Raw genomic sequence first — 21,689 nt, forward strand, 5'->3', positions numbered from 1 at the left:
TCCTTTTTATTTTATGCTTCGTCCAGGTGGTCAATGGCTGCCTGATACAGGCGATCCATACGGCTTTGTGTGCCAATGTATTCCGGCTGGACCAGAATATTTTTTGCCCAAGGCTGATGCATGAATTCCGGCGAGAGTTCTGTCGCTAATGCCAGCCAGCGCACGATATCGCGGTCGTTGTTAAAACCGTTGTTTTTCGCCCGTTCCGCCTGCTGATGAATAAACGCCTGTAGCTCATCGTCGGACGCGTTCTGCCAGTCAGCGTGGTAGGTGAGCAGATGCTCCCTATAGCGCGCCAGATTCTGATGCTCGTAAGGCACGATGATGGCTTGCCATTGTTCATTACTCAGTTGGCGCGGCAGGATGTCTGGAATGGAGTGGGGTTCGCGGGCGGTGAGATTTAAGGCACGCACCGCGCCGTCAGGAGAAATGTCGCAGAAGCTGGCTATCGGGCCATAGAGCGCACAGGCTTCTTGTGCGGAACTGGCGGATAACAGCTGATTCACCACTTGCCAGTCGCTCACACGCAGGATGGCATTTTCCCCGGAAGGTGAGGTTACCAGGCTCCACTGCCGCAGGTGCTTCGTCACCTCAAGCAGTTGATCGAGCGGTGAATACGCCTGCATAAACCATTCCAGCTGTAGCCCCATTCCCCAGCCCGGCTGAATGACGATATGTTCTTTCACCTGCGGCCAGTTAGCGGCGTGAAGCGGGATGCAATAGGGTGACACCGAAGCATGAACGCGCCCCGTGTCCCCCCAGTACAAGCGCGTCTGTTCCAGGCTACCTCCCCAGCGTTCGGCTAGCCACGGCACAGCATCGTTCATCGCTGCCTCGGCGATAACAAAACAGCCGCCCTGAGCGATACGCGTTTGCCAGACGGCGTCATCTTCTGGCATCAGTTCAAGAAAAGGTTGCGATACACTCACAGCGTGACCTCCGTTATGTCAGGTAACTCTCCCCGCATCCAACCGGGGCGATGGTAATTAAGCTGTACATTTTCAATACGTTCAGGCTCAGATTTAAAAATCCGAATACTGTCCGCCATCGAATAACGTTCAGTCAGATGAATAAAGATCGGGTGCAAATAGAATTCACTGCCGAGTACCCAGCGATGAGCAGACCAGGCTTCACACTCTGCTTCACTGGCTTTGGGATAAGCGTTCCCGGCGAATTCAATACCGCTAATAAAGCGTTTTTTTACTATTTCGATATCCAGTGGAAAAACACATTGCGCGCTGACAAAAAGGAAGAGTTCATTCGCTAATCGGTGTAGGCGATTGTCATTAGCGAGAAGATAATATTGATAGCGCGTTAAAATAATGTGGTAAGCTTTATTAATTCTATCGTTATTTTCATTCTTAATCCCCCGCTGTGCGAATAGCTGATATTCCCCACGTTCGTTATTTACGATGGGCAAATACAGGTTATTCAGCGGGCCGAGAAAATCAGTTTGAGCAGCAAGTTCCAGGGTGGACCACCAGGCCGATAAAACGTCTGGTGCGTAGCTACGAAATAGCGCTCGTGTGCCATCAGGCCAGAGACAGAAAATGCGCTGCTGCCAAAAATCAGCCATCTGCTGCAATGTCATTTCACCATGCATGAGGATCACGCCACCATGCTGCATTGGCTGTGTCTCAGTCAGCCAATGCAGTAGCGTTTCGCCTGGCTTTCCTTCTTCTATTTTCACCACAATAGGTGCCCACACCTGCCAACTTTCAGCATCCTTGCCAAAATGCAGCTGCTGCCATATATCCGCCACCGCAGGTTGAAAAGCCTGCCAATACTCAGGTAAGGAGGGATAACTCAACGGTGAGATAATAGCGAACAAAGGTGCATTAAACTGGCTGATTTCAAACAGGGTATAACCGTTTTCCATCATCGTTATTTGCCTGTAAATAAATGGGATAATTTTTAATACGATGGGCGTGTATTAAGCGCCACAGAAAAGACCAGATAATCAGTGTGATAATCTGGTCGGGAAGTGCTGATTATTTTTATGACGCAAAATGGATAATAAAACGGAGAATAAAAATAAAGCTATACTGGCAATCCTTTTCCCCAGCGCTCCCGAACTTCAGTAGGAGACAACGGTGGGAATTTAACACCACGATCCAGTAACAGTTGTTTTACCTTCAGCGCCCAAGGGTAATGAGGAGATTTAGGAGACATAATGGATAAGCTGTCTTCAACGGTAAAAGCGAGATTACTGCCTGTCTCATCATAAATATTACTCTCTGCGCCTTGTTCTATCAGCCAATAGGCGATTTCGTATTTATTCAGATAAGCAGCATAGTGAGCACTGTTTCTTTTGGGGCCATCACCGAGATTCAAATCAGCGCCCCGCTCTACGAGCAATTTGATATCGGCCCAGCGCTCCTCCCCAATAGCACTAAATATTGCTGGCTGACCACGACGCCCAATCGCATTCGGATCGCCCCCCGCATCCAGGATAATGCGAAGCCAGTCAGGGTCTTTTGCGCCCGCCACGGAATTGACGGCGCTGTCACCAAAGCCGTCTTTATAGTTCGGATCGACACCCAGTTTAAGCGCCAGCGTGACGGCCTTTTTATCCTTCGTTTCATAAATCAGCCACAGCAGCGGCGTGATGCCTTCTTTTCCATGAATATTCAGGTTAACGCCCTGCGACAGTTGATGACGGGCTGCTGACTCGTCACCTTTTTGAATACTTTCCAGTACCGCCACCACGGGCGGTTCAAAAAGTTCACTCGCCCGCATACTGTGTCCTCCTGCCTGACAAGCGGTTAATAGTGGCAGACTAGCCAGCAGCCAACACCACCATCTCAAAGCGGTTCTCCTTTTTCCCAACGCACCCGAACTTCAGTAGGAGGCAACGGTGGGAATTTAACGCCGCGATCCAGCAACACCTGTTTTACCTTTAATGCCCAAGGGTATTGAGGGGATTTAGGAGACATAATGGATAAGCTGTCGTGTACACGCCACGCCAGGCTACTGCCGGTTGAAGAATAGGTATCAAAACTTGCGCCCTGCTCAATCAACCAATAAACAATTTCGTATTCATTTACATAAGCGGCATAAAGCGCACTATTTCTTTTATTTTGATCTTCTAAATTCAGATCAGCCCCTTTCTCAACGAGTAGCTTAATATCAGCCCATCGTTGCTCATTAATGGCACTAAATATTGCAGGCTGACCACGGCGACCAATTGCATTCGGATCTCCACCTGCATCCAGAATAATGCGAAGCCAGTCTGGATCTTTAGCGCCCGCCACAGAATTGACTGCGCTGTCGCCAAAGCCGTCTTTATAGTTTGGATCGACACCCAGTTTAAGCGCCAGCGTGACCGCTTTTTTATCCTTCGTCTCATAAATCAGCCATAACAGCGGCGTGACGCCTTCTTTTCCCTGAATATTCAGGTTAACGCCCTGCGACAGTTGATGACGGGCTGCTGGCTCGTCACCTTTTTGAATACTTTCCAGTACCGCCACCACGGGCGGCTCAAAAAGTTCACTTGCCCGCATACTGTGTCCTCCTGCCTGACAAGCGGTTAATAATCCCAGAATAATGACGCCCAACCATTTTATACGAGCCAACCATTGCATTATATTCCCCTGAATGTATTGGTTATCTTCCCGATATCTTCCTTTTTCTGGCTTTCAATACCCGCAATTACCTGATCCATACCGTGACGAGCAATCGGCGAGCCCCCTACTGCGGGAAGTGCCATCATATCACCGCTTGCTTTCGGCAGGCCCCCTTCCAGTAATTTTGCAACACCGACGACGCCCCCGAGCACAGCACCGGCGGTTCCACCAATCAATGCGCCTGCGCCAGACAATAAACCTGGAATCAAAGCCTTACCGTAGGTTTGTGCCATGGTTAATATCTCGCCATCGACCGCTTGTGTTTTAATCAATGACGCTGTTTCTGCCAATGTCGCACCACCACCTCGCAAGGCAGTATTCTCATGTAATCCTGCGGCATTGAATGTATAGCCGGGAAGTTTTGTCACACTGACCGCAGCGGAGGCTAACCCGCCTCCCAGAGAATGGCCAACAATAACAGGTGGAGGATTTGGCATCAGATCTTTGACTTGAGTCGCGAGATCCATTGCTTGTTTGTACTGCGCTGATTCAAATCCCATACCCTGAGTGGCATTAGTCAACCAGTCTTTAACGCCTGTCACCGCATTATTGGTGCCCCGGTAGGTCAACATCGTTTCGCCATTAATTGCTGATTTGAACAGAGCAGAACCAAACCCTGTTTTCTTATCCATAAAATCATTGTCTGTCAGGCCAGGAAGCTGACTCGCATCCAGAATATCCAGTCCAACCGGTGCCTTAGGCAGTTTATCCAACACGCCTCGTCGAAATTCATCGACCGAATACACATACTGGGCCGCTTCGGCGCGTAAGATGCTGTCGTTATTAAATGCCAGACGCTTCGCCGCATCGGCTAACCCTGGCAGCGATGCCGCTTCAGTTGCCAACTTGGCACGCGCCAGATAGCGCTCTTTGCGCTGGGCGACGGAGAGCAGATCGTCAAGAATGGGCAGCTCAGCGACCGAAGCCCAGTCCATTAACGTCGGCAATAACATCGGTGCCAATGCCAGCAGAGGCGCACGGCTTTTTGCCGATTGCTCGGCACAGGGTTTCACCGGAGACTGATAGGGTGAGTCGCCAATGATGACGTTCCCACTCCCCGCGGCGACCGAGCCGCCACAGCCGATCGCATCACCGATACGCGCCGCCAGCTTTCCATTGATGATGACCGTACCGGAGCCCGCGGATATCGCACGATTGTGCACGCCGTGAGGCATATTCGGGCAGGGGCAAGCGTGGAGTAAGACCCCATCGCTTTTACGGGCAGCCGGTTTGCCATTGATGATGACATCACCGCTGCCTTCAATAATCGGCGTGGCAGGGAAGCAGCCGTGACCCGCGCAGCTGTCCCCTAAACGTGCAGCACCTGGCATAGTTCCTCCTTAACGTCTGTCTGGCGCATCCGGCAGCGTAGGCTTCGTCGGATCTTCTGGCGTAATCGACACTGGTGCCGTCCCTACGCCAGCCGCACCGCCATCGTTGATTTTCACAATCGTCCCAGAAATCGTGACGCCCGCGCTATCGATCTTGATAAAGCCGCCGGGCGCTTTAATGGTCAGCGCCTGCCCCGCTTCCAGTACGATATCTGCGGCTTTCAGGTAGCTATCCGTATTCACCAGAATACGCTGGTGCGCGCCGATCAGTGTCTCTTCAGAACCGGACATCGTGGTCTGACGGCTCCCTTCGATACGGGTAATCACCCCCCCACCGATGAACCGCTTGAACGAAGCACCAATTTTCTGAATAAAACTCCGGCCAATTTCCTGATGATGATCCTGACCGATGTTTTCAAAATCATCTTTACCTACCGTTCGGTGACGGTGACGAGTGACCCGCTGGAACTGATCCTGATCCACGCTGAGGTGCTGATCGCGCCCCACGCTCTGTCGATGGATATTGTTGATGACGCCATCCATATCTTTCTGCGCGTGATAATAAATTTGTTCATGCGTCGCCTCATCCTCAAAACGCAGTTCGTTGAAACCACTGCCTTTATGGGTATCGGTACGAAGCGTGGTACGCGTTTTATGTGCCGGTAAAACGTATGGCGTAGGGTTAGTCGCATGAAAAGTACGCCCGGTGATAATCGGCTGATCCGGGTCGCCTTCGAGGAAGCTGACGATCACTTCATGATTAATACGCGGGATGGCAATCATGCCGTATTGACCGCCTGCCCAGCCCTGACTGACACGCACCCAGCACGAACTCTGGTCATTGCTCGCACCATAGCGATCCCACGGAAATTGCAGTTTTACCCGACCATACTGGTCGCAGTAAATCTCTTCCCCTGCCGGGCCAACGACGGTGGCGATTTGCGGGCCGTCCACCATCGGTTTGTAGGGCATGACTGCGCGCCATGTCGTCGTGCCTTTCACCACGGCAAAACTGTTGCTCATGGTCGTCGGCTCGCCGCCGCTTTCCTCTTCCAGCGCCTGCGGTTGCTGCCCGACGTGCGTCACGCTTACCGTCTGCCACACCGCGTTCAGCGTCGCATTCGGGTGCTCCGTCAGGGTAAACGTGTTACCCGGCATCAGCCCGGCGCAGTTGGATTCCCCTTCGCTTGTCACCGCCCCTGAGCGCAGTGCATCCAGCCGGTAACCGCTGAACGCCTTGCCGCTCGGGTCTTGCTTATAGCGGCCCGGATAGTCGTAATGCTGATAGCTTTCGCGCTGGTGCGCCAGCTCGCCGCTCATTTTCTTGTGCGACAGCCCGTAAGCCGGCGTTTTGAAGCTGTAGTCTTTCAGCTCCACGTCCGATGTACTTACCCGCTCCGCGTAGTGGAAACGCCGGACATATTCGCCTTCGCTCAACCCCTGCGTCGCCAGATTGAAAAACAGCTCAGGGCCTTTGGTCAGCGCCCCTGCATCGTCGGCAAACACCACCCGGTGTTTCCCCTCTTCGTATTCGTGGAAGAAATACATTCCCTCCTCAGCGGCCAGCCGGGTGATAAAGGCTAAATCACTTTCCCGATACTGCACGCAGTATTCCCGTGGTGCGTGTTCACGGCGCAGCGCAAAGGCGTAGTCGGTAATGCCCGCTTCTTCCAGCAGCGCACCGATAATCGCCTCCGGCTTCTGCGCCTGAAAGATGCGGGCATTGGTACGCAATCCCAGCCGCCACAGCGCCGGACGGACTTCCATCTGATAGCGCGTGCGGCGGAATCCGGTGTCGCCCTGCGTGAAGCCACTGACAATCCCACTGACCCGGCGCTTTAGCTCACCCTCATACCAAATCATCAGCTCGCACGGCTGGTCCAGCACCGCGCCAAAATCCACATCCGGCAACGCACTCGCCAGACTCAGCGACAGGCTGAAAGGCCGGTTCAGCCCTTCATCCAGCCTGAAATCCACTACCGCAAAGGTGCCAGCCTCCAACGCGCCGACCTTTACGGTGAACTGTAATCCTGTACTGTTTGCCACCCGCCCTCTCCTTCTTCCTTCGCCGTTGCCATGGCTACCGCACACCCCGGGTTCTCCCGGAGCGGCACGTCACAATCCTGATTAAAATGAAAACCCGAGCTGTGGTCTGAGTCTGCTCACACCACAATTCATGTTGATAAAAACATCACGCCAACAAAAAACGCCGCACGGGGAAAAAAACCCGGAGAAAAACACAGAAAACCCGGGCAAGCCCGGGTTAAAGAGGAATTACGCTTCGACCGGTGCACGCCAGTCATCGGAACCGGAAGTTCCTGCGACGGTGTGTTCCCAATCGATTTTGCGATAGGCCAGTGACACTTCGATCAACTGGGTGTAGTCCAGTTTTGATGGGTCCTGGCAGTGTGGCATTTTGCAGTCGACGTCCACGATGGTCGCATCGGTCAGGATGGTAGAGAAGAAGTGCTCTTGTTTACCTTCCACAGACGTGCGGTACCACTTCAGGGTCACGGTTGGCAGCATTTCGCCAGACGCCAGGGCGTTGTACATCAGCGGAACCGCTTTGTTCAGCGCGACGGTGAATTTGAACGGCTTGTGTACACGCTGACCGGACGGCTGACCAGACTGTGGATCGGTCGGTACGGTGACGATGTGTTTGAATTCCTGTACCAGCATTTCGTCTTCGTGGCCTTCCACATAGATGTTACCGACAGAATCAGACGTGAAAGCACCCGCGGTGATATTGCCCTGCGTTTTACCTTCGATGCTGATATAGCATGGAGTTGGCATAGTCTTGCCCCTTGTTGTTAAACGGAATGAATTGTTGAACGGGATTACTCGTTAAACGGAATGAGTAACTTCACGGTCTGTATAGCAATTCACATGCCAAAAATTATCTTTATGTTTTATAAAGAAATTTACCTAACTCAAATTTCTCCTAAGTAAAATTTGAGCAAGAAATTGCGCAGACCTCGCGGATCGTTTGCAAACATTGCGCAAAAAGTGATTTACACCAGAAAGTGAGCAAGAAGTTGCGCAGAATGCGCAATTATTCTGAAAGTTTGCGTTAGCGATGAATTAATGCAATGAATAACCAATAGAAATCATGCTTATTAATAGAGAAAAACTATAATTGGCGATAAATCACTCACTTTTTAAAACAATAAGAGTAAGCAGTCACTTACGTTTTTTATAAGAAATGGGAATGCCAAAGTCAGGACAACACGTAATAAAAATAGTCATAAAAAACAAAAAAGCGGGTGTTGCTATCACGCAACACCCGCCTGTTTATTGCCACGATTTATGCCACTACGATCCGGCCTGCACGCAACAATCTGTCCGTTCTACTTTCGCTATTTCTCACCGGCGATTGACTCTCAGCGAGTTACCATCGGCGAGCCACGACCACGGATTACTCTGTTTTCCCCGATGACCAGTGCATCGCCAGCCGCTGTCCGGCTTTGATTTCATCCGGCTGCATCGTCGCTTCCAGATCGTTACGCGCATGAATGGCTTCGGGCATTCCCTCCGTCGCCGCCATCGCGTACCAGGCGTAAGCATGAATGCGATTGCGGGAGGCACCCAGCCCGTCCTGACGCATCATGCCCATACGATATTGAGCCATACGGTTACCCTCATTCGCCGCCAGACGGTACTGCTTCATCGCCTCAACATAATCCTCTTTGCCGCCTTGCCCCAGCCGCAGCATCTCGCCATAGGCCAGACGGGATTCGGCGTCTCCTGCTGATGCCGCTTTGGCATATTCTTCACGCGCACGCGCGAATTCGCTCGCTTTAAATAACCGATCCCCCAGTTCGCGTTGCGCCCGGATATAGCCCGCAGAGGAAGCCTGAACCAGATACTGTTCGCGCTTTTCATGCGTTGTCTGGCTCTGACTGAGTAAATAATCAGCCTCGCCCGATCCGCCAGATGCGGCACGTTCCAGCCAATAACGCGCCTTTTTTTCATCCCAAGGTAAGCGCTTACCTTCGCGGTATGCTTTGCCCAGCCAAAGCTGTGCTTCGGCATCACCTGATGACGCGGATTTTTGATACCAGTTCAACGCGTCCTCGCCGTCTTCGTGTCGCGCCATCCACAGCTGCGCTTGTGCCTGACCTAGCGTCGCCGCGCGGAAATACCAGCGTTCAGCCAGATCGCGACGGATCACCACGCCTTTACCCTGCTCATAGCGCTGCGCCAGCTGGTATTGCGCATCCCGATTACCGAGTTCGGAGGCCTTCAGCAACCATGACACGGCCTCTTTTTCACCGCCCACATGCGTCGCGTGCCACTGGGCGACAATCAACTGCGCGGGGGGATAACCATTTGCCGCAGCGGATTCAAATGCGCTCAGGCAGGCCGCCACCAACTTTCCCTGATGTTGAACCTGACAGTCCATGCCAAGCCGATGCCCGGCTTCGCCATTTCCCAGACGTGAGGACGTCGTCCACCACTGGCGGGCAGACGGGCTGTTCTTGGGCGCACCTAGCCCAGCCTGATACCAATCACCCACCTGAAGCGCGGCAGCAGCACGCATTTCCTGAGTACCGGGAAGTTCAGACCGCTCAGCCGCCTTCTGCATCCACTGCATCGCCTCGGTATACTGAGAACGTTTGGCTAACGTCTTTGCCAGTTGATATTGCGCTTCGCCATTTCCCCGATTCGCTGATGCCACTAACTCTGCTTCAGGCAGTGACGTGACCGGTGCCTGACATGACGCCAGCCAACAGGCCGACAAGGCTATCACTAATTTTTTGTATTTCATCATGTGCTCAGCGTTTTTCCCTTCACGATAATCAGCTGGCAGAACTACTCTGCTGCAAACGGTACAAGCGAATATTGAAGGAACGCAGTTCGTCCTCCATCGCACGTAGCTCCGCTGGCGTCAGCGACTGGCTCTTGATTTTACGCGCCTCAAGTTCCCGCAGTCGTATCCCGAAGGGGACGTCCGATATCAGGTCTTTTTGCATATCGTAGAGTTTTGATTTCAGGTAGGAAATCGTCACCGTCCGGCGCTGCCGTTCCAGTTCCAGCAGTTGCTGCAACGTATCGTTAACGCTGGCGCGAACCTGTTCGTAACCTTGTGTTTTCGGTTCATCGCCCTGCTGACGCTCAAGCGCAATCTGCCATTGGCGTTCCATTTCCTTCACTGCCAGTGAATCGGGATAGAGCTGCTGCATCACGTTTTTCAACCCGTTGCCGTATTGATACAGGTAGAAAGGCGAGGCATTTTTCACTTGCTCCAGTTGTGCCTGATAGCGGTTGATCAGCTCGCCTTCCATACCCTGCAATTTCTGCTCGCCCAGAACAATGCGCACCCGGCGAATGTCATTATGATCGGGAGCGGCGGGCAACGCGTAGGCTGGCTGTTGCAGTAACGCCAGCGCATCGGCTTTCTGTTCCTGCCAATACTGCCAGCCCATGATCGCGGCCACAGGCAACGCGCAGGTTAGCAGCCCGGAGACAAACCAGAACCACGCTGGCTTCTGCTTTTTATGCGCCTCAATTTTCAATACCGTTGGTTTCATTTGCCCTTTCTCCCGTCCGATGAGAATGCTGCCCGCAGGCAGAGCAGCCTGGCCCGAGCCTGATGACCCACTGCTTTGCACCGTCGTGCCGGGCTCCATATCTGAATGAAAGAACACCATGGGCGGAATCTGCATATCCTGCTTTTTCAGCTCCTGATCGTCCGACACAATGACAATCTCGGTTTCATCAAACAAATGGGTATAGCCTTCGACGAAGTGCAGCAGATTCTCGACGCGAGGAATGCGGCTCAACCCCGAGTTGTGCAGCTTTTCACTCATCAATTGCAGCGCGCGTTCGCAACGATAAACCAGCCGCTTGTGTTCATGACTTATGGCGTACTGCCGCACCACTTCGCTGATGCGAGCAATAAACCAGTCCAGCATCTCGATACGCGCCCGTTCCTGATGGACCGGCGGCCAGAAGTTATCCCACTGCGTCACGATCAGGTTCGCCAGAAACTCACAACTTTCCGTGAAACCAGTCAATCCCGCCAGCCGTGAACGCGCCAGCGTAAAGTAGATCGCGGTCTGAAGATCCACGCCCTGCTTTTCAAAGATGGTGGTGGCCATATCGTGCACCAGCATCCAATCCACATCAGGGCGAGACGCGTGACTCAACTTGTTAATTTCCGCCCGAAGTGCGTCAAACTCCGGCAGCATCCGTGGATCGCGACCCACTTTCAGGGCCTGTTGTGCATCTTGCATATCACATCATCCAGCAATAGGGAGCCTAAGCAGGCTCCCGAGAGTTAATTAATAAAGCGAGTCAGGCAGCGTGAACTGGCTGAACAGACCACCGGCAAACGGGTTATGGCTGGCATCGGTGTACACGCGATACGTCATCGCCCCGTTCTCCAGCGAGAAGCGCACGTCAAAGGTGTTCTCATTCACCTGAGTCAGTTGATCGCTATTGATTAACCGGAACATCGCCCACGGCCCGCTAAAGCTCAGGCTGCGCGGTGAACGTTCACGATCGTCCGGCACCAGCGTCAGCTTGCTCTCGGCACCGTCACGCATACTGTTTGGCCACACCAGCGGCGTTTTCTGGCGACGACCGTGGCTGTATTCCAGCAACTGTCCGTCCAGATTCAGCACGCTACGGCGCTTGTTCGCCGTCAGTTCCAGCGGTTCCAGAACAAAATGCACTTCCAGGCTGCCCTGCGCATTAAACAGGGTCTGGCGAATGCGGGTCGCGCGTTCAAGCTGTTTCACCAGCTCTGCCTGTAGGGGCGATGCCATGCCTTCTTCCAGCATGCCGCTTTCCATCATCGCCTTGAGGTTGGTTTGATAGAAGCTGTCCAGCGTACCGCCGGTCATGAAGAACATTTCCATTTCCGATAGCGGCACATCCTTGTTCGATGACGGGTCAAAGGGGTAACGATCCGCCAGCTTCTCATTGAATGGCGTCACGACTTTATCCAGCCATTCCTGATTCAGCGACGACATCGCCAGCCCGGTCACCAAACTGGCGCTCTCTCCGGCTAATTGCCCTACCCAGCGATCCAGCGGCGCGGGAAGACTGCGGGCGTATTGCTGTAAAGCGAACACCGGATCGGCAAATTTATTCCCCTGCCGCGCCTGCACCGCTTTCAACGCTGCCTGCCCCGGATCGGTCGCGTTGACGATCTGATCGAGATAGTGGTAGAGATCGGTCAGCTTCTGATTGACCTCTTGCACCAGCGGCCCTTGTTCGCCACGCCCACTTAACGCCGCATTGATGGTCATAAACGGACGACCGATACGCGTGTTAATGTTCTGCGCCGTGTCGTTATCATCATCAGCCAGCTTGCGGATACGGGTGTTATCACTCACCGTGGTCAGCACGCGCTGAAAGGGCTGATCGTTGCCAGTAATATCCGTGAGGATATCGAGCGCCTGCTCCGGCGTATCGAGCGTCTGCACATCAATGTTCGCCAGCACTTTCTGCCACTGGTTGATGTAATCCGTAATGTAACGATCATTCACCTGGCGCAGAATTTCCCGACGGTCAGCTTCACTGAACTGTGCACGTTCACGCTGTCCCAGCACCCAGGCATCCAGTGCCGTCAGCTCTAACAGCGCTTTGTCCTGCTTGAGGTAATAATCACTAAAGCCGGGATACGTCAGCAGTCGAGGCACGCTTCCCGCTTTGTCATTGCGCAGGGAAAACACCGGGTCAAACGTCGGCCCGACTTCATCACGAATGGCTAAATCCGGCGGCAACACCTGCGTCGCCTTCATCACCAGACTCTGATAAACACGCTGATACATCGGCAGCTTGCTCAGTTCCTGTTGAGCCAGCGTAATGGGCTGATTAAATGGCGCAAAGGTACTGATCGCCACCGCATCTTTCTGCTCGCGTGACTGGTGCCAGTTGGTGTGATCAAGAGCGTAATCCAGATGCTGCATCAGCTGTTCCTGCACATTGCCCTGTCCGGGAAATGCCTTCTGCCAACGCTGCGCCATAAACTGTTCGACCAGCGCCTTATTGCGTCCTGACGCATCATCCAGCATCCGCATCACGCGCAGAATCGTCAGCTTTTGCTCGCTATTGGCCGGTGCCTGATTCAGATCTTCCAGCAGCCCCTGCATCACCGCAGGGAGAAAACGCTGATTCAGCATTTGCAGATAGGTGCCTTCAACATAAGGCCCAATCTTACCGCCCTGATACAGACCAAGGTCGGCCAGTAACGGCGTACGTTCGTGGTAATTACCAAAGGATAAGGTCGCATCGCGAATCAAATTCAGACGCGGCAACTGCTGATAGCCGTAGCCCGGCTGGCCTTCCAACTCATTAGTGCCAATAAACGCCTGCGCTTTCGTCAGGACGTTACGCCCAGCCTCTTCATTGACCCGATAGAAATGGTGCCAACTGCCAACCAGCGCCAGACTAGCGAGCAGCATACAGCCCACACCAATACTCAGCCGACGGCGACGATACAGGCTATGCAGCCGGTTTTCCCCTGCCAGACTGGCCTCAGGGAAAATGACATCGGGGAACAGGCGCTGCACAAAGAACGTGTTCGATTCACCGCGCAGCGCAGGGTTAATCGGCTCGGGCAGTTGGTAACGTCGGGAAGCCGACTGCGCAAAGGCATCGAACGGCACCCCTTGCTGATAGACAGAACTGACGTAGACGCCGCGAATCAGGAACGCGCGATCCTCGCCCGTCGCTAACGTTTCCGTCAGCACGTCCATTACGTAATCTTTCACGCCGGCCAGTTGGCGAACGAACGAGAACAGCGAATTGCGCACGCTTCTGTCCGATTGCGTCAGCAGCATGTCGGGCAGGTTGTCATTCAGGTGCGTGACCCACTCGTCCCAGAAGCGCTCCAGCTCTTCCAGCCAGCCTTTGCTGTTGCTCGCCTGCGGCGTAAAGGTCACCCCTAATACCGCCTGACGTGCGTCGCGGTTCAACTGGCGATAGACCTTGTCGAAGCCGCTCAGCATATCCAGTCGGGTCAGCGCGATATACACCGGTAAGCGCGTATTAATGTTGACGGAAATGTCTTGCAAGCGGGCGCGCATGACCTGCGCGTAGGCTTTGCGATCCGCGACGCCAGCCTGTGCCAGCCACGAAATATCCAGCGTAAGCACCAGACCGTTGAGCGGCTGGCGGCGGCGGTTTTCACTGAGCCACTGTAGCAGGTGTTGCCACAGACGAGCATGACGCTGCCCGAGTGAATCGCCCTCCAGTTCAGGCTGGGCAAGTAGCTGCCCGCTGGGGTCCCAAATCACCGCGGATTCGCCGACCCAACTGCTCACCTGCTGGCCTGCTGCCACATCCCGCAGCTCCGCGTCCAGCTTCGGATTCATCTTGTTTGCCGGATTGGCGCGATGGATCAGGCTACTTTTCCCGCTGCCTGCCAGACCAATGGTCAGATACCAGGGCATCGCATACAGCGCTCTTTTACCCAACTGGGTCTGAAACGCGTCCAGCCAGCGGTCGAGGAACGTTTGCTGGCCGTCGACATACACCTGTAAAGGGTCCTGCTCAATCACCTGCTGTTCATGACGCTCCGCACGCATCTGCTGCACGCGACGCCAGACCAGCCAGGCGCTGTAGGAGAACGCCAGCCACAGCCAGACCAGCGTGAACACCACGCGACCCCAGATTCCCTGCAACGGGCGCGACTCGCCCACCGTCAAACGCGGCCCCAGCCACCAGGCCAGAACCAACACGACGACCCACAGTAGCACGCCCAAAAGCAGCCAGGAGGGTTTCAGTTTAGGCAACTGCTTGCGTAGAAAGGTTATGATTGTTTTAAACATAAGTGACCATTCACTCCGAATGTCTTATTTTTTGCGGGATGCCGCCAACCGCTCTACGCGGCTAACCAGTCCCGGTTCCCATTGCATCAGGCCCAATTGTTGGCTTTCCTGCCACATGTGCTGATAGTGCTGTGCTGCCAGTGATTTCATCCCTTCTTCGGCGAGTAAATCCGCCAGAACCAACTCGGCATAAAAGCGGTCGCGCGGCTCTTTCAGGCGACGCATGCGTTCATCCAATAGCTGCATCGCCGCCCCAATACCTTTCTCATCTCGACAGGCCGCCGCCTCCGTCGCCAGATCGTCCTGCCGCGCCCCGCCGCCGCCGCGAACCGGCTGGCTGGACTGCAACCACTGGCTACATTTCCCGGTCAAAAAGGGTGTCCCATCGCTGAACGCCAGTTCACGCAGCTCCGGCACACGCTGAAGAAACGTAGAAAGCTCCTCGGCAATCGCCGTCGCGACGGAAGCATGCCCTAACCGTGAGGCCACTGAGGCGGACAACATGTGGCCATCAAACCAGTAAGGAGCCAAAACCAGACTTTGTTCTATGCGTTCCCACAGCGCCAAATCAGCCTGAGCCAGCGCACTTTGGTATTCATCCACGCGGTCTGACGAGACAGGGGCTAACTGAGTTTTATTTCCCTTGGACGACATCGGCGGTGTGGCAATACCGGACCAGATAGCGTGGCGGCGTAGACGGTAACCCATCGGTGAAGCGGGATGACGCTCAACCAGCAGCGCCGCAACGTTCAATTGGGTTTGCCGCCAGCCACGCTCGTCGGATGAATTAATCTCCACCGAACTGGCGGGCGTCGAGGCCGCGCTCGCGCTGGTTTCACTCCCGCCCGCGCCTCCACTACTGCTGGCTGCCGGTGCTGGCTTCGCCGTCTGATTCGCCTGTTCCTGCGCCTGCTGTCGCTGTCTGGCGCGCTTAACGCCCTGCACCAGTTCATCCATCAGCGCCGCTTTGTCGCTCGCCAGTTCGCCCCAGCGGGTCGCCACCTGCTCCGTTAACTGCTGTAATTGCTCCAGCTCTGCGCTGGAGGCACTTTCTGCAATGCGGGGAAGCGCGCTCTCAAAACGCCGAACAATCTGGATCATCAACTTCTGTTTCTGAACCGGACTGGCAGGCCAGGCAGGCACCCAGTAACTCTCCAGCCAGCTGTCCAGCAGCATCAGGGCAGTAGAAAACGGCGTCGCTTTAGCTGGGTGCTGTAAGCAGCGCAATAGCTGCACCAGTACCCGCATATCTTTGGTTTTGCTTTCCAGCAAGGTCAGGCAATACCCTGCCACCACGTTAAGATCGACCTGGTTATGCGCCAGCGATCCCAGCTTGACCAGCTCCGTTTCGACCTTTTCCCAGAGCGGATCGTCAGCCAATACCGCCGCGCGCAACTTCTCATCTGGCAACGCGGTTTGCAGGCGTTTACACCAGGGATGTGCATGCATGAACGCCTCCTTTACCAGTGACACTGCTGACGCAGCGGCGCGAGTGCTTCGCCCAGCCCGGCGAGTTCGATACGCAACGCATGACCGTCCGCGCCGTTAAGCACCAGTTCGCGATGCCCAATCCAGCGCTTTAACGCATCAATCGCCGGCAGGCCGCGTCCCGATTCCAGCAGCAGCCCGCGGTTGCGGATAAACCAGCTGTCGGACACCGTCACGCCATCCAGTTGTGATGTGACGGACTCACCTGCCCAAGGTTCACTGAGCGTTAAGCGCAAGTGCGTAATATTGCTGGCGCAGCTAATCACCAGCGTATTGCCATCGGCCAGCACGCGGGTGAGTGTCATATCGCCGCTGTCTGCTTCACGTCCCAGTTGAAACGTTCCGCCCGTCGCGGCGTTATCACTCTGTGGGGATAGCGTGCCGCTGCGTTCCGCTTCACGACCCAGCGCGTCATAGCAGGCCAGCCGAAGCTCTGAAGCCGTTTCATTACGACACTGTTCCCATAACGACTGCCAGGCGGGATCGGGGGTCGCTGCGGTTGCCAACAGTAAGGGTGCCATCGTCAGAAACATCAATTTACCTCCAGCTTCTGGCATTTGTGGTCGAGAGTGCGTTTAGGGATATTGAGGCTATCGGCCACCAGCAGGCGGTTGCCCTGAAACTGGCGCAGACGTGCTTCAATGACAGCGGCTTCATACCGCTGTGTGGCAATACGCAAATCGTGGATGTGCTGATAGCAATCCTGTTCTTCCGGCGTACTGCTCGTCAGCCGATCGCGCAGTTCAGGCGGTAGCGATGCCAGAGACAACGCCTCACCGTCCGGCGTATGTGCGCAGGCGACTTCCAGCAGATTACGCAGTTCCCGCACATTGCCGGGAAAGTCATACGCCACCAGCTGTCGAAGGAAGGCACGATTCAATGATCCAACGTGTTTTTGCTGTTTATCTGCAAATTGACCGATGAAGTGCTCGCACAGCAGTCGAATATCGTCTGGCCGCTCACGCAGCGGTGCGACCTGCAACAGGCACTGGCAAAGGCGATGGTAGAGATCCTGTCGAAACACACCGTCAGACACCTGCTGTTCCAGCGGCTGATGGGTCGCGGCAATCAGGCGGAAATCGGAATGCACCTCTTTCTCCGCACCGAGGGGACGGAAGCTATGCGTTTCCAACACCCTTAACAGCTTGGCCTGCATGGACTGCGGCATATCGCCGACTTCATCTAAAAACAGGGTTCCGCCGTTAGCCTGCTCAACCAGACCAATCTTGTTACTTTGTGCGCCAGAGAACGCCCCTTTCTGATAGCCAAACAGCTCACTTTCAATCAGGTTTTCCGGGATCGCCGCGCAGTTGATGGCGATAAAAGGTTTGTCGGCACGTTCGGAGCACTGATGCAGCAAACGCGCCACCACATCTTTCCCTGAACCGGTTTCGCCCTGAATCAGCACTGAAAGCCGGTGTTTTGCCGCCTGATAGATCTGCTGATGCAGCTCTTTAATGGCGACAGAACGGCCAATCAGCGTGGCTTCCACCCGTTTCTCCTGCTCGCGACGGCTCTGCCCTTCATCCTTAATCTGGCGGAGTGAATCTCTCAGCGCGACCTGCTCCCGCCGGGTATGCGCCAGCTCACGCAGCAGCATAAGCTGACGGCAAAATACCTGCGCCAGCCGTTCGCATTCGCCTCGTTGATGCAGCGTTTGCAGGTGCGTCGGCGTATCCAGCAGCGCCAACACCGCCAGCGGTTTGCCGCTATCCGACAGCAGCGGCAACGCGTGCAGCCCGCAGTTCGTCCCGACAGAAGCCAGCATCTGCCGAAACTCACGGTGCTCAATGCGGGCACCACCATAGAGAGAATCCCAGGTGCGCGCCTGATTCTTGTGCAGCACATAAGCCAGCGGGTGGCTAAAGTCATCCACGCCCAGACTCAGCGCCACTGGCGTTTCATGCACTCGCCCCTGGCAGGTCAGCTGCCTGCCGCTGACATCCACCATACCCAGCAGCATCCCTTGAGGCTGCCAGGCGGCCTGCATCGTCTCCAGCAGCCAGTCGCACAGACCGGCCTCATCATGCTGTCGGGTGAGTGCAAGCGCCAGTTCGAGGGCATGTTGCATACTCAGCCCTCAACCTCAGTCTGGAACTGGCCGGCTTCGACGCGGAAATGAATACGGCTGACAGGTTCCCCCGCAGACAGGCGTTGCAGCAGCTGTAGCGAAACAGGCGGCAGCAAGGCGCCATCAATCACCGATTCGAGCATACGCGCACCGTTTTCGCTGCGATTCGCCAACCGCAGAATCTCTTCCGGCACTTCGTCCTCAATGATGACTTCCGCGCCAAAACGCTGTTGCAGCAGAGACACCAGACGCGACAATTTGCCCTGCACAATCTCAACCATGGTGTCATGCGCCAGCGGCAGGTAAGGGATGACTTCCATACGCGCCAACAGTGCGGGTTTGAAGAAGGCTGCCAGCTCAGGGTAAAGCGCATCCAGCAACACATCCGACTGCTCGGCGTAGTTCACGATCGTCTGGAACCCAAGGTTGGACGTCAGGAAGAACACCACGTTGCGGCAGTCGATTACCCGGCCTTCGCCATCGGCGAGTTCACCTTTATCAAACGCCTGATAGAACAGGTTCAGGACATCCGGGTGCGCTTTCTCCACCTCATCCAGCAGCACCACGGAATACGGTTTCTGGCGGATAGCTTCGGTCAACACGCCGCCTTCACCAAACCCGACGTAGCCCGGCGGCGAACCGATCAGACGTGAAACCGTATGTTTTTCCTGATACTCGGACATATTGATGGTGGTCAGATAGTTGCGTCCGCCAAACATCAGGTCGGCAATCTGGAGCACGGTTTCCGTTTTACCCACGCCGCTCGGCCCCACCAGCAGGAAAGCCCCCAGTGGACGCCCCGGACGACGAAGATCCGCACGCGCGGTCAGCAGGTGCTTATGCAATTGAGCAATTGCCAACTGCTGCCCTTTAATTAAATCCCCCAGGAATTCAGGCAGGCGCGTGACGACATCCATTTCACTCTGTGAGATGCGGTTCAGCGGCACGCCCGTCCACTCGGCAATAACGGCCGCAATCTGCGTTTTATCAACGTGAGGGGAAACCAGTACGGAGGCGTGTTGCAGTGCTTCCAGCGCCTGTTCACAGGCAGCCAGTTCCGCCGACGCCGACACCGCATCAAAATCGACAGACTGCTCGTCATCCAGCAGCGCCGTGCGCAGTTCAATCACGCGCTGAACCTGTGTTTTCTGCTGCTGCCAATCGGCTTCCAGCTGTGTCAGTTGCGCCGCACCAGCTTCGCGAGCGTCACGCAGCTCGGCTAAGCGTTCTTCGGTATTACCCAGACCAATACGCGCCTGACGCTCAAGCTGGGTGATTTCCATCTCCTGCTGATGCAGGCGGGTCTGTAGCTGGCTGACCGCACGCGGTGGCGTCGTCAGGTTAATGGCGACACGTGCGCTGGCGGTATCCAACACGTCAATGGCCTTATCGGGAAGTTGACGACCGGAGATGTAACGCGCCGATAGCTGTGCGGCCGCCTGAAGCGCATCTTCATCAATCAGGACGCCGTGCGCTTTTTCATAGATGCCGCGCAGTCCACGCAGGATAACCGTGGCTTCTTCCGCGTTCGGTTCACCGACTTTGACGAGCTGGAAACGGCGGGAAAGCGCAGCGTCTTTCTCGACGTATTTTTTGTACTCGCTCCAGGTCGTGGCCGCGATGGTACGCAGTTCGCCACGCGCCAGCGCAGGCTTGAGCAGGTTGGAAACGTCCAGCCCGCCGGCCTGATTCCCTGCCCCGATGAGCGTATGCGCTTCATCGATAAACAGAATGATGGGGCGCGGCGCATCTTTCACTTCCTGCATCACGCCTTTGAAGCGTTTCTCAAATTCGCCTTTCACCGAGGCACCGGCCTGCATCGCCCCCAGATCGAGCGTGAGCAGTTCCACATCACGCAGTCTTTCCGGCACAGCACCGGCCACAATACGCAGCGCCAGCCCTTCGATCAGCGCACTTTTACCAACGCCCGCTTCCCCGACCACAATCGGGTTGTTTTTACGACGGCGAGAGAGAATGTCGATCATCAGATCGATTTCATGGTCGCGGCACAGCACCGGATCTAACTGCCCCTGTCGGGCGGATTCCGTCACGTTTTGGGTATAGCGAGAGAGTTGTGTGTTCGCGGCGACAGCCTGTTCGGCCGTGGCGGATTGCACCGCGACGTCCGTTTCCACCGAATCCTTCACCCACTCATCAAACTGCTGGCGTAAAAGCTCACGGTTAATCTGCGCCAATGGGCGGGATACCGCGCCTGCCACATAGCGATTGGGCGTCAGCAGCAGGACCAGCAGCAGAATGCCGCTACGCAAACGCGTGTGCTGGAATTCAGCCGACGCCAGCAGCCAGCTATCCTGTAGCCACTCCACCAGCAGAGGAGAGAAGGAAGGATAGCCCGCGTCAAATTCTTTATCCATGGAAGAAGGCAACAGCAGCGAAGACAGCTCATCCGCATCCACGCCCGCACGCTTGAGGATCTGGCGCACATCACACAGCGGCGTTTCCAGCATTTTCAGCAACAGGTGCTCAATACGGATTTCCGCACCCTGATGTTGAATACAGAGTGCCGCCGCTTCTTCCAGCATATGACGGCACACGGGGTTGAGTCGTTCAACCAGTGTCGGCAGTTCAATTCGAATCACGGTGTAGCTCCTGTTATTGTAATAATTCTCCCAGCTGACGCAGCACGTCCTGGGTTTGATGAGTTAGCTGATAGTGGTACAGGCCGAAGGCGGCCACCAGAACCACGCACACGCCGACAAACAGCGTGCGCAATGACACCTGTTTGCGCAGGTGGTAGCGTGACGCCTGCTGTCCCAGATTCAGGTGAAAGACCATCGGCGAATTCGCAGGCTCAGGGTGCAGGGTGTCATGCAGCTTGCTCACGATGCGGTTCAGTTCTTCACGGCCTTGCGTCATCACCCGATAGCGCCCTTCAAAACCCAGACAGAGACAGAGGTAGATGAACTCCAGAATGTCGCGATAGCGGGTTGGGTCGTCCAGCAGCTTCTCCAGCAGGACAAACACCTTCTCGCCCCCCCAGGTCTCATTGTGAAAACGCGTCAGCAGGGAATGTGCCGACCACATGCTTTGGCCGCCCCACTCCCGCCCCATCACGGCTTCATCAATGAAGGTGCAGAGGATGTAGCGGAACGACAAAATCACGCCGTTTTCATAGCCATGAGAATGCAATTCCTGTTCGATAGCCTGAATTTCAGACACCACGCGCTGATACAGATCTTCCACCCCCTCATAGACCGAAAGCTGACGTACCCGCTCCACCATGCCCAGCAGCGGCGTGACCGCATCCACCATCGGATTAATGCTTTGTCCACGCAGGCGGAACCAGTAGTCGGAGTCCATATCCAGCTGTCGGGCGTGGTCAAAAAGCAGATCGCCCAGTTGATCGTTTTTAATAACCTCGATGCTCATC

Annotated in this window: 15 protein-coding genes; all 15 read right to left on the bottom strand. The window is 55.2% G+C overall.

What is annotated here, in order from left to right; genetic code table 11:
- Positions 1–11: 11 nt before the first annotated feature.
- Entirely contained in the window at positions 12–929 is a 918-nt protein-coding gene (locus tag EDI29_RS16370) for a DUF4123 domain-containing protein (protein WP_137741717.1), read from the bottom strand.
- Complete coding sequence (locus EDI29_RS16375; protein WP_137741718.1) at positions 926–1,882, bottom strand: DUF4123 domain-containing protein; 957 nt, start codon at positions 1,880–1,882, stop codon at positions 926–928. The genes EDI29_RS16370 and EDI29_RS16375 overlap by 4 nt, the downstream gene beginning before the upstream one ends.
- Positions 1,883–2,040: 158 nt before the next feature.
- Positions 2,041–2,739 carry an ankyrin repeat domain-containing protein gene (locus tag EDI29_RS16380; protein WP_137741746.1) on the bottom strand — a complete coding sequence of 233 codons (699 nt, stop codon included), beginning with the start codon at positions 2,737–2,739 and terminating at the stop codon, positions 2,041–2,043.
- A 65-nt stretch (positions 2,740–2,804) separates the two neighbouring features.
- Complete coding sequence (locus EDI29_RS16385) at positions 2,805–3,503, bottom strand: ankyrin repeat domain-containing protein (protein ID WP_137741747.1); 699 nt, start codon at positions 3,501–3,503, stop codon at positions 2,805–2,807.
- Between the two features lie 80 nt (positions 3,504–3,583).
- Entirely contained in the window at positions 3,584–4,957 is a 1,374-nt protein-coding gene (locus tag EDI29_RS16390) for a PAAR domain-containing protein (protein WP_137741719.1), read from the bottom strand.
- Positions 4,958–4,966: 9 nt separating this feature from the next.
- Positions 4,967–7,003, bottom strand: coding sequence for a type VI secretion system Vgr family protein (locus EDI29_RS16395; RefSeq protein ID WP_137741720.1), 2,037 nt, complete (start codon positions 7,001–7,003; stop codon positions 4,967–4,969).
- A gap of 228 nt (positions 7,004–7,231) precedes the next feature.
- Positions 7,232–7,750: an Hcp family type VI secretion system effector gene (locus EDI29_RS16400; RefSeq protein WP_039475383.1), complete on the bottom strand. Its 519-nt coding sequence runs from the start codon at positions 7,748–7,750 to the stop codon at positions 7,232–7,234.
- 622 nt (positions 7,751–8,372) lie between these two features.
- Complete coding sequence (locus EDI29_RS16405) at positions 8,373–9,728, bottom strand: tetratricopeptide repeat protein (RefSeq protein ID WP_137741721.1); 1,356 nt, start codon at positions 9,726–9,728, stop codon at positions 8,373–8,375.
- A gap of 28 nt (positions 9,729–9,756) precedes the next feature.
- The gene (locus EDI29_RS16410) at positions 9,757–11,193 is read right to left on the bottom strand and encodes a VasL domain-containing protein (protein WP_137741722.1); all 1,437 of its coding nucleotides are present in this window, start codon (positions 11,191–11,193) and stop codon (positions 9,757–9,759) included.
- A gap of 48 nt (positions 11,194–11,241) precedes the next feature.
- On the bottom strand, positions 11,242–14,739 hold the full coding sequence (tssM, locus tag EDI29_RS16415) for a type VI secretion system membrane subunit TssM (protein WP_137741723.1): 3,498 nt from the start codon (positions 14,737–14,739) through the stop codon (positions 11,242–11,244).
- A 24-nt stretch (positions 14,740–14,763) separates the two neighbouring features.
- Positions 14,764–16,188 (bottom strand): type VI secretion system protein TssA, encoded by a 1,425-nt coding sequence (tssA, locus tag EDI29_RS16420; protein ID WP_137741724.1) that lies wholly within the window; start codon positions 16,186–16,188, stop codon positions 14,764–14,766.
- Positions 16,189–16,199: 11 nt separating this feature from the next.
- A complete protein-coding gene (gene vasI, locus EDI29_RS16425; protein ID WP_137741725.1) occupies positions 16,200–16,760 on the bottom strand; it encodes a type VI secretion system-associated protein VasI in 561 nt (186 codons plus the stop codon).
- Positions 16,760–18,298: a sigma-54 interaction domain-containing protein gene (locus tag EDI29_RS16430; protein ID WP_137741726.1), complete on the bottom strand. Its 1,539-nt coding sequence runs from the start codon at positions 18,296–18,298 to the stop codon at positions 16,760–16,762. Before EDI29_RS16430 ends, vasI begins: the two co-directional genes overlap by 1 nt.
- Positions 18,299–18,300: 2 nt before the next feature.
- Complete coding sequence (gene tssH, locus EDI29_RS16435) at positions 18,301–20,898, bottom strand: type VI secretion system ATPase TssH (RefSeq protein ID WP_137741727.1); 2,598 nt, start codon at positions 20,896–20,898, stop codon at positions 18,301–18,303.
- Positions 20,899–20,911: 13 nt separating this feature from the next.
- Entirely contained in the window at positions 20,912–21,688 is a 777-nt protein-coding gene (gene icmH / locus EDI29_RS16440; RefSeq protein WP_137741728.1) for a type IVB secretion system protein IcmH/DotU, read from the bottom strand.
- Position 21,689: the final 1 nt, after the last annotated feature.

This window comes from Pectobacterium polonicum (genome assembly GCF_005497185.1).
GTDB classification, from domain to species: domain Bacteria; phylum Pseudomonadota; class Gammaproteobacteria; order Enterobacterales; family Enterobacteriaceae; genus Pectobacterium; species Pectobacterium polonicum.

What these genes read in the sequence shown, in the direction of transcription:
- EDI29_RS16375 (WP_137741718.1), bottom strand. Translation starts at nt 1,882, where the DNA reads ATGATGGAAAACGGTTATACCCTGTTTGAAATCAGCCAGTTTAATGCA.
- EDI29_RS16380 (WP_137741746.1), bottom strand. Translation starts at nt 2,739, where the DNA reads ATGCGGGCGAGTGAACTTTTTGAACCGCCCGTGGTGGCGGTACTGGAA.
- EDI29_RS16385 (WP_137741747.1), bottom strand. Translation starts at nt 3,503, where the DNA reads ATGCGGGCAAGTGAACTTTTTGAGCCGCCCGTGGTGGCGGTACTGGAA.
- EDI29_RS16390 (WP_137741719.1), bottom strand. Translation starts at nt 4,957, where the DNA reads ATGCCAGGTGCTGCACGTTTAGGGGACAGCTGCGCGGGTCACGGCTGC.
- EDI29_RS16400 (WP_039475383.1), bottom strand. Translation starts at nt 7,750, where the DNA reads ATGCCAACTCCATGCTATATCAGCATCGAAGGTAAAACGCAGGGCAAT.
- EDI29_RS16405 (WP_137741721.1), bottom strand. Translation starts at nt 9,728, where the DNA reads ATGATGAAATACAAAAAATTAGTGATAGCCTTGTCGGCCTGTTGGCTG.
- EDI29_RS16410 (WP_137741722.1), bottom strand. Translation starts at nt 11,193, where the DNA reads ATGCAAGATGCACAACAGGCCCTGAAAGTGGGTCGCGATCCACGGATG.
- tssM (WP_137741723.1), bottom strand. Translation starts at nt 14,739, where the DNA reads ATGTTTAAAACAATCATAACCTTTCTACGCAAGCAGTTGCCTAAACTG.
- tssA (WP_137741724.1), bottom strand. Translation starts at nt 16,188, where the DNA reads ATGCATGCACATCCCTGGTGTAAACGCCTGCAAACCGCGTTGCCAGAT.
- vasI (WP_137741725.1), bottom strand. Translation starts at nt 16,760, where the DNA reads ATGTTTCTGACGATGGCACCCTTACTGTTGGCAACCGCAGCGACCCCC.
- EDI29_RS16430 (WP_137741726.1), bottom strand. Translation starts at nt 18,298, where the DNA reads ATGCAACATGCCCTCGAACTGGCGCTTGCACTCACCCGACAGCATGAT.
- icmH (WP_137741728.1), bottom strand. Translation starts at nt 21,688, where the DNA reads ATGAGCATCGAGGTTATTAAAAACGATCAACTGGGCGATCTGCTTTTT.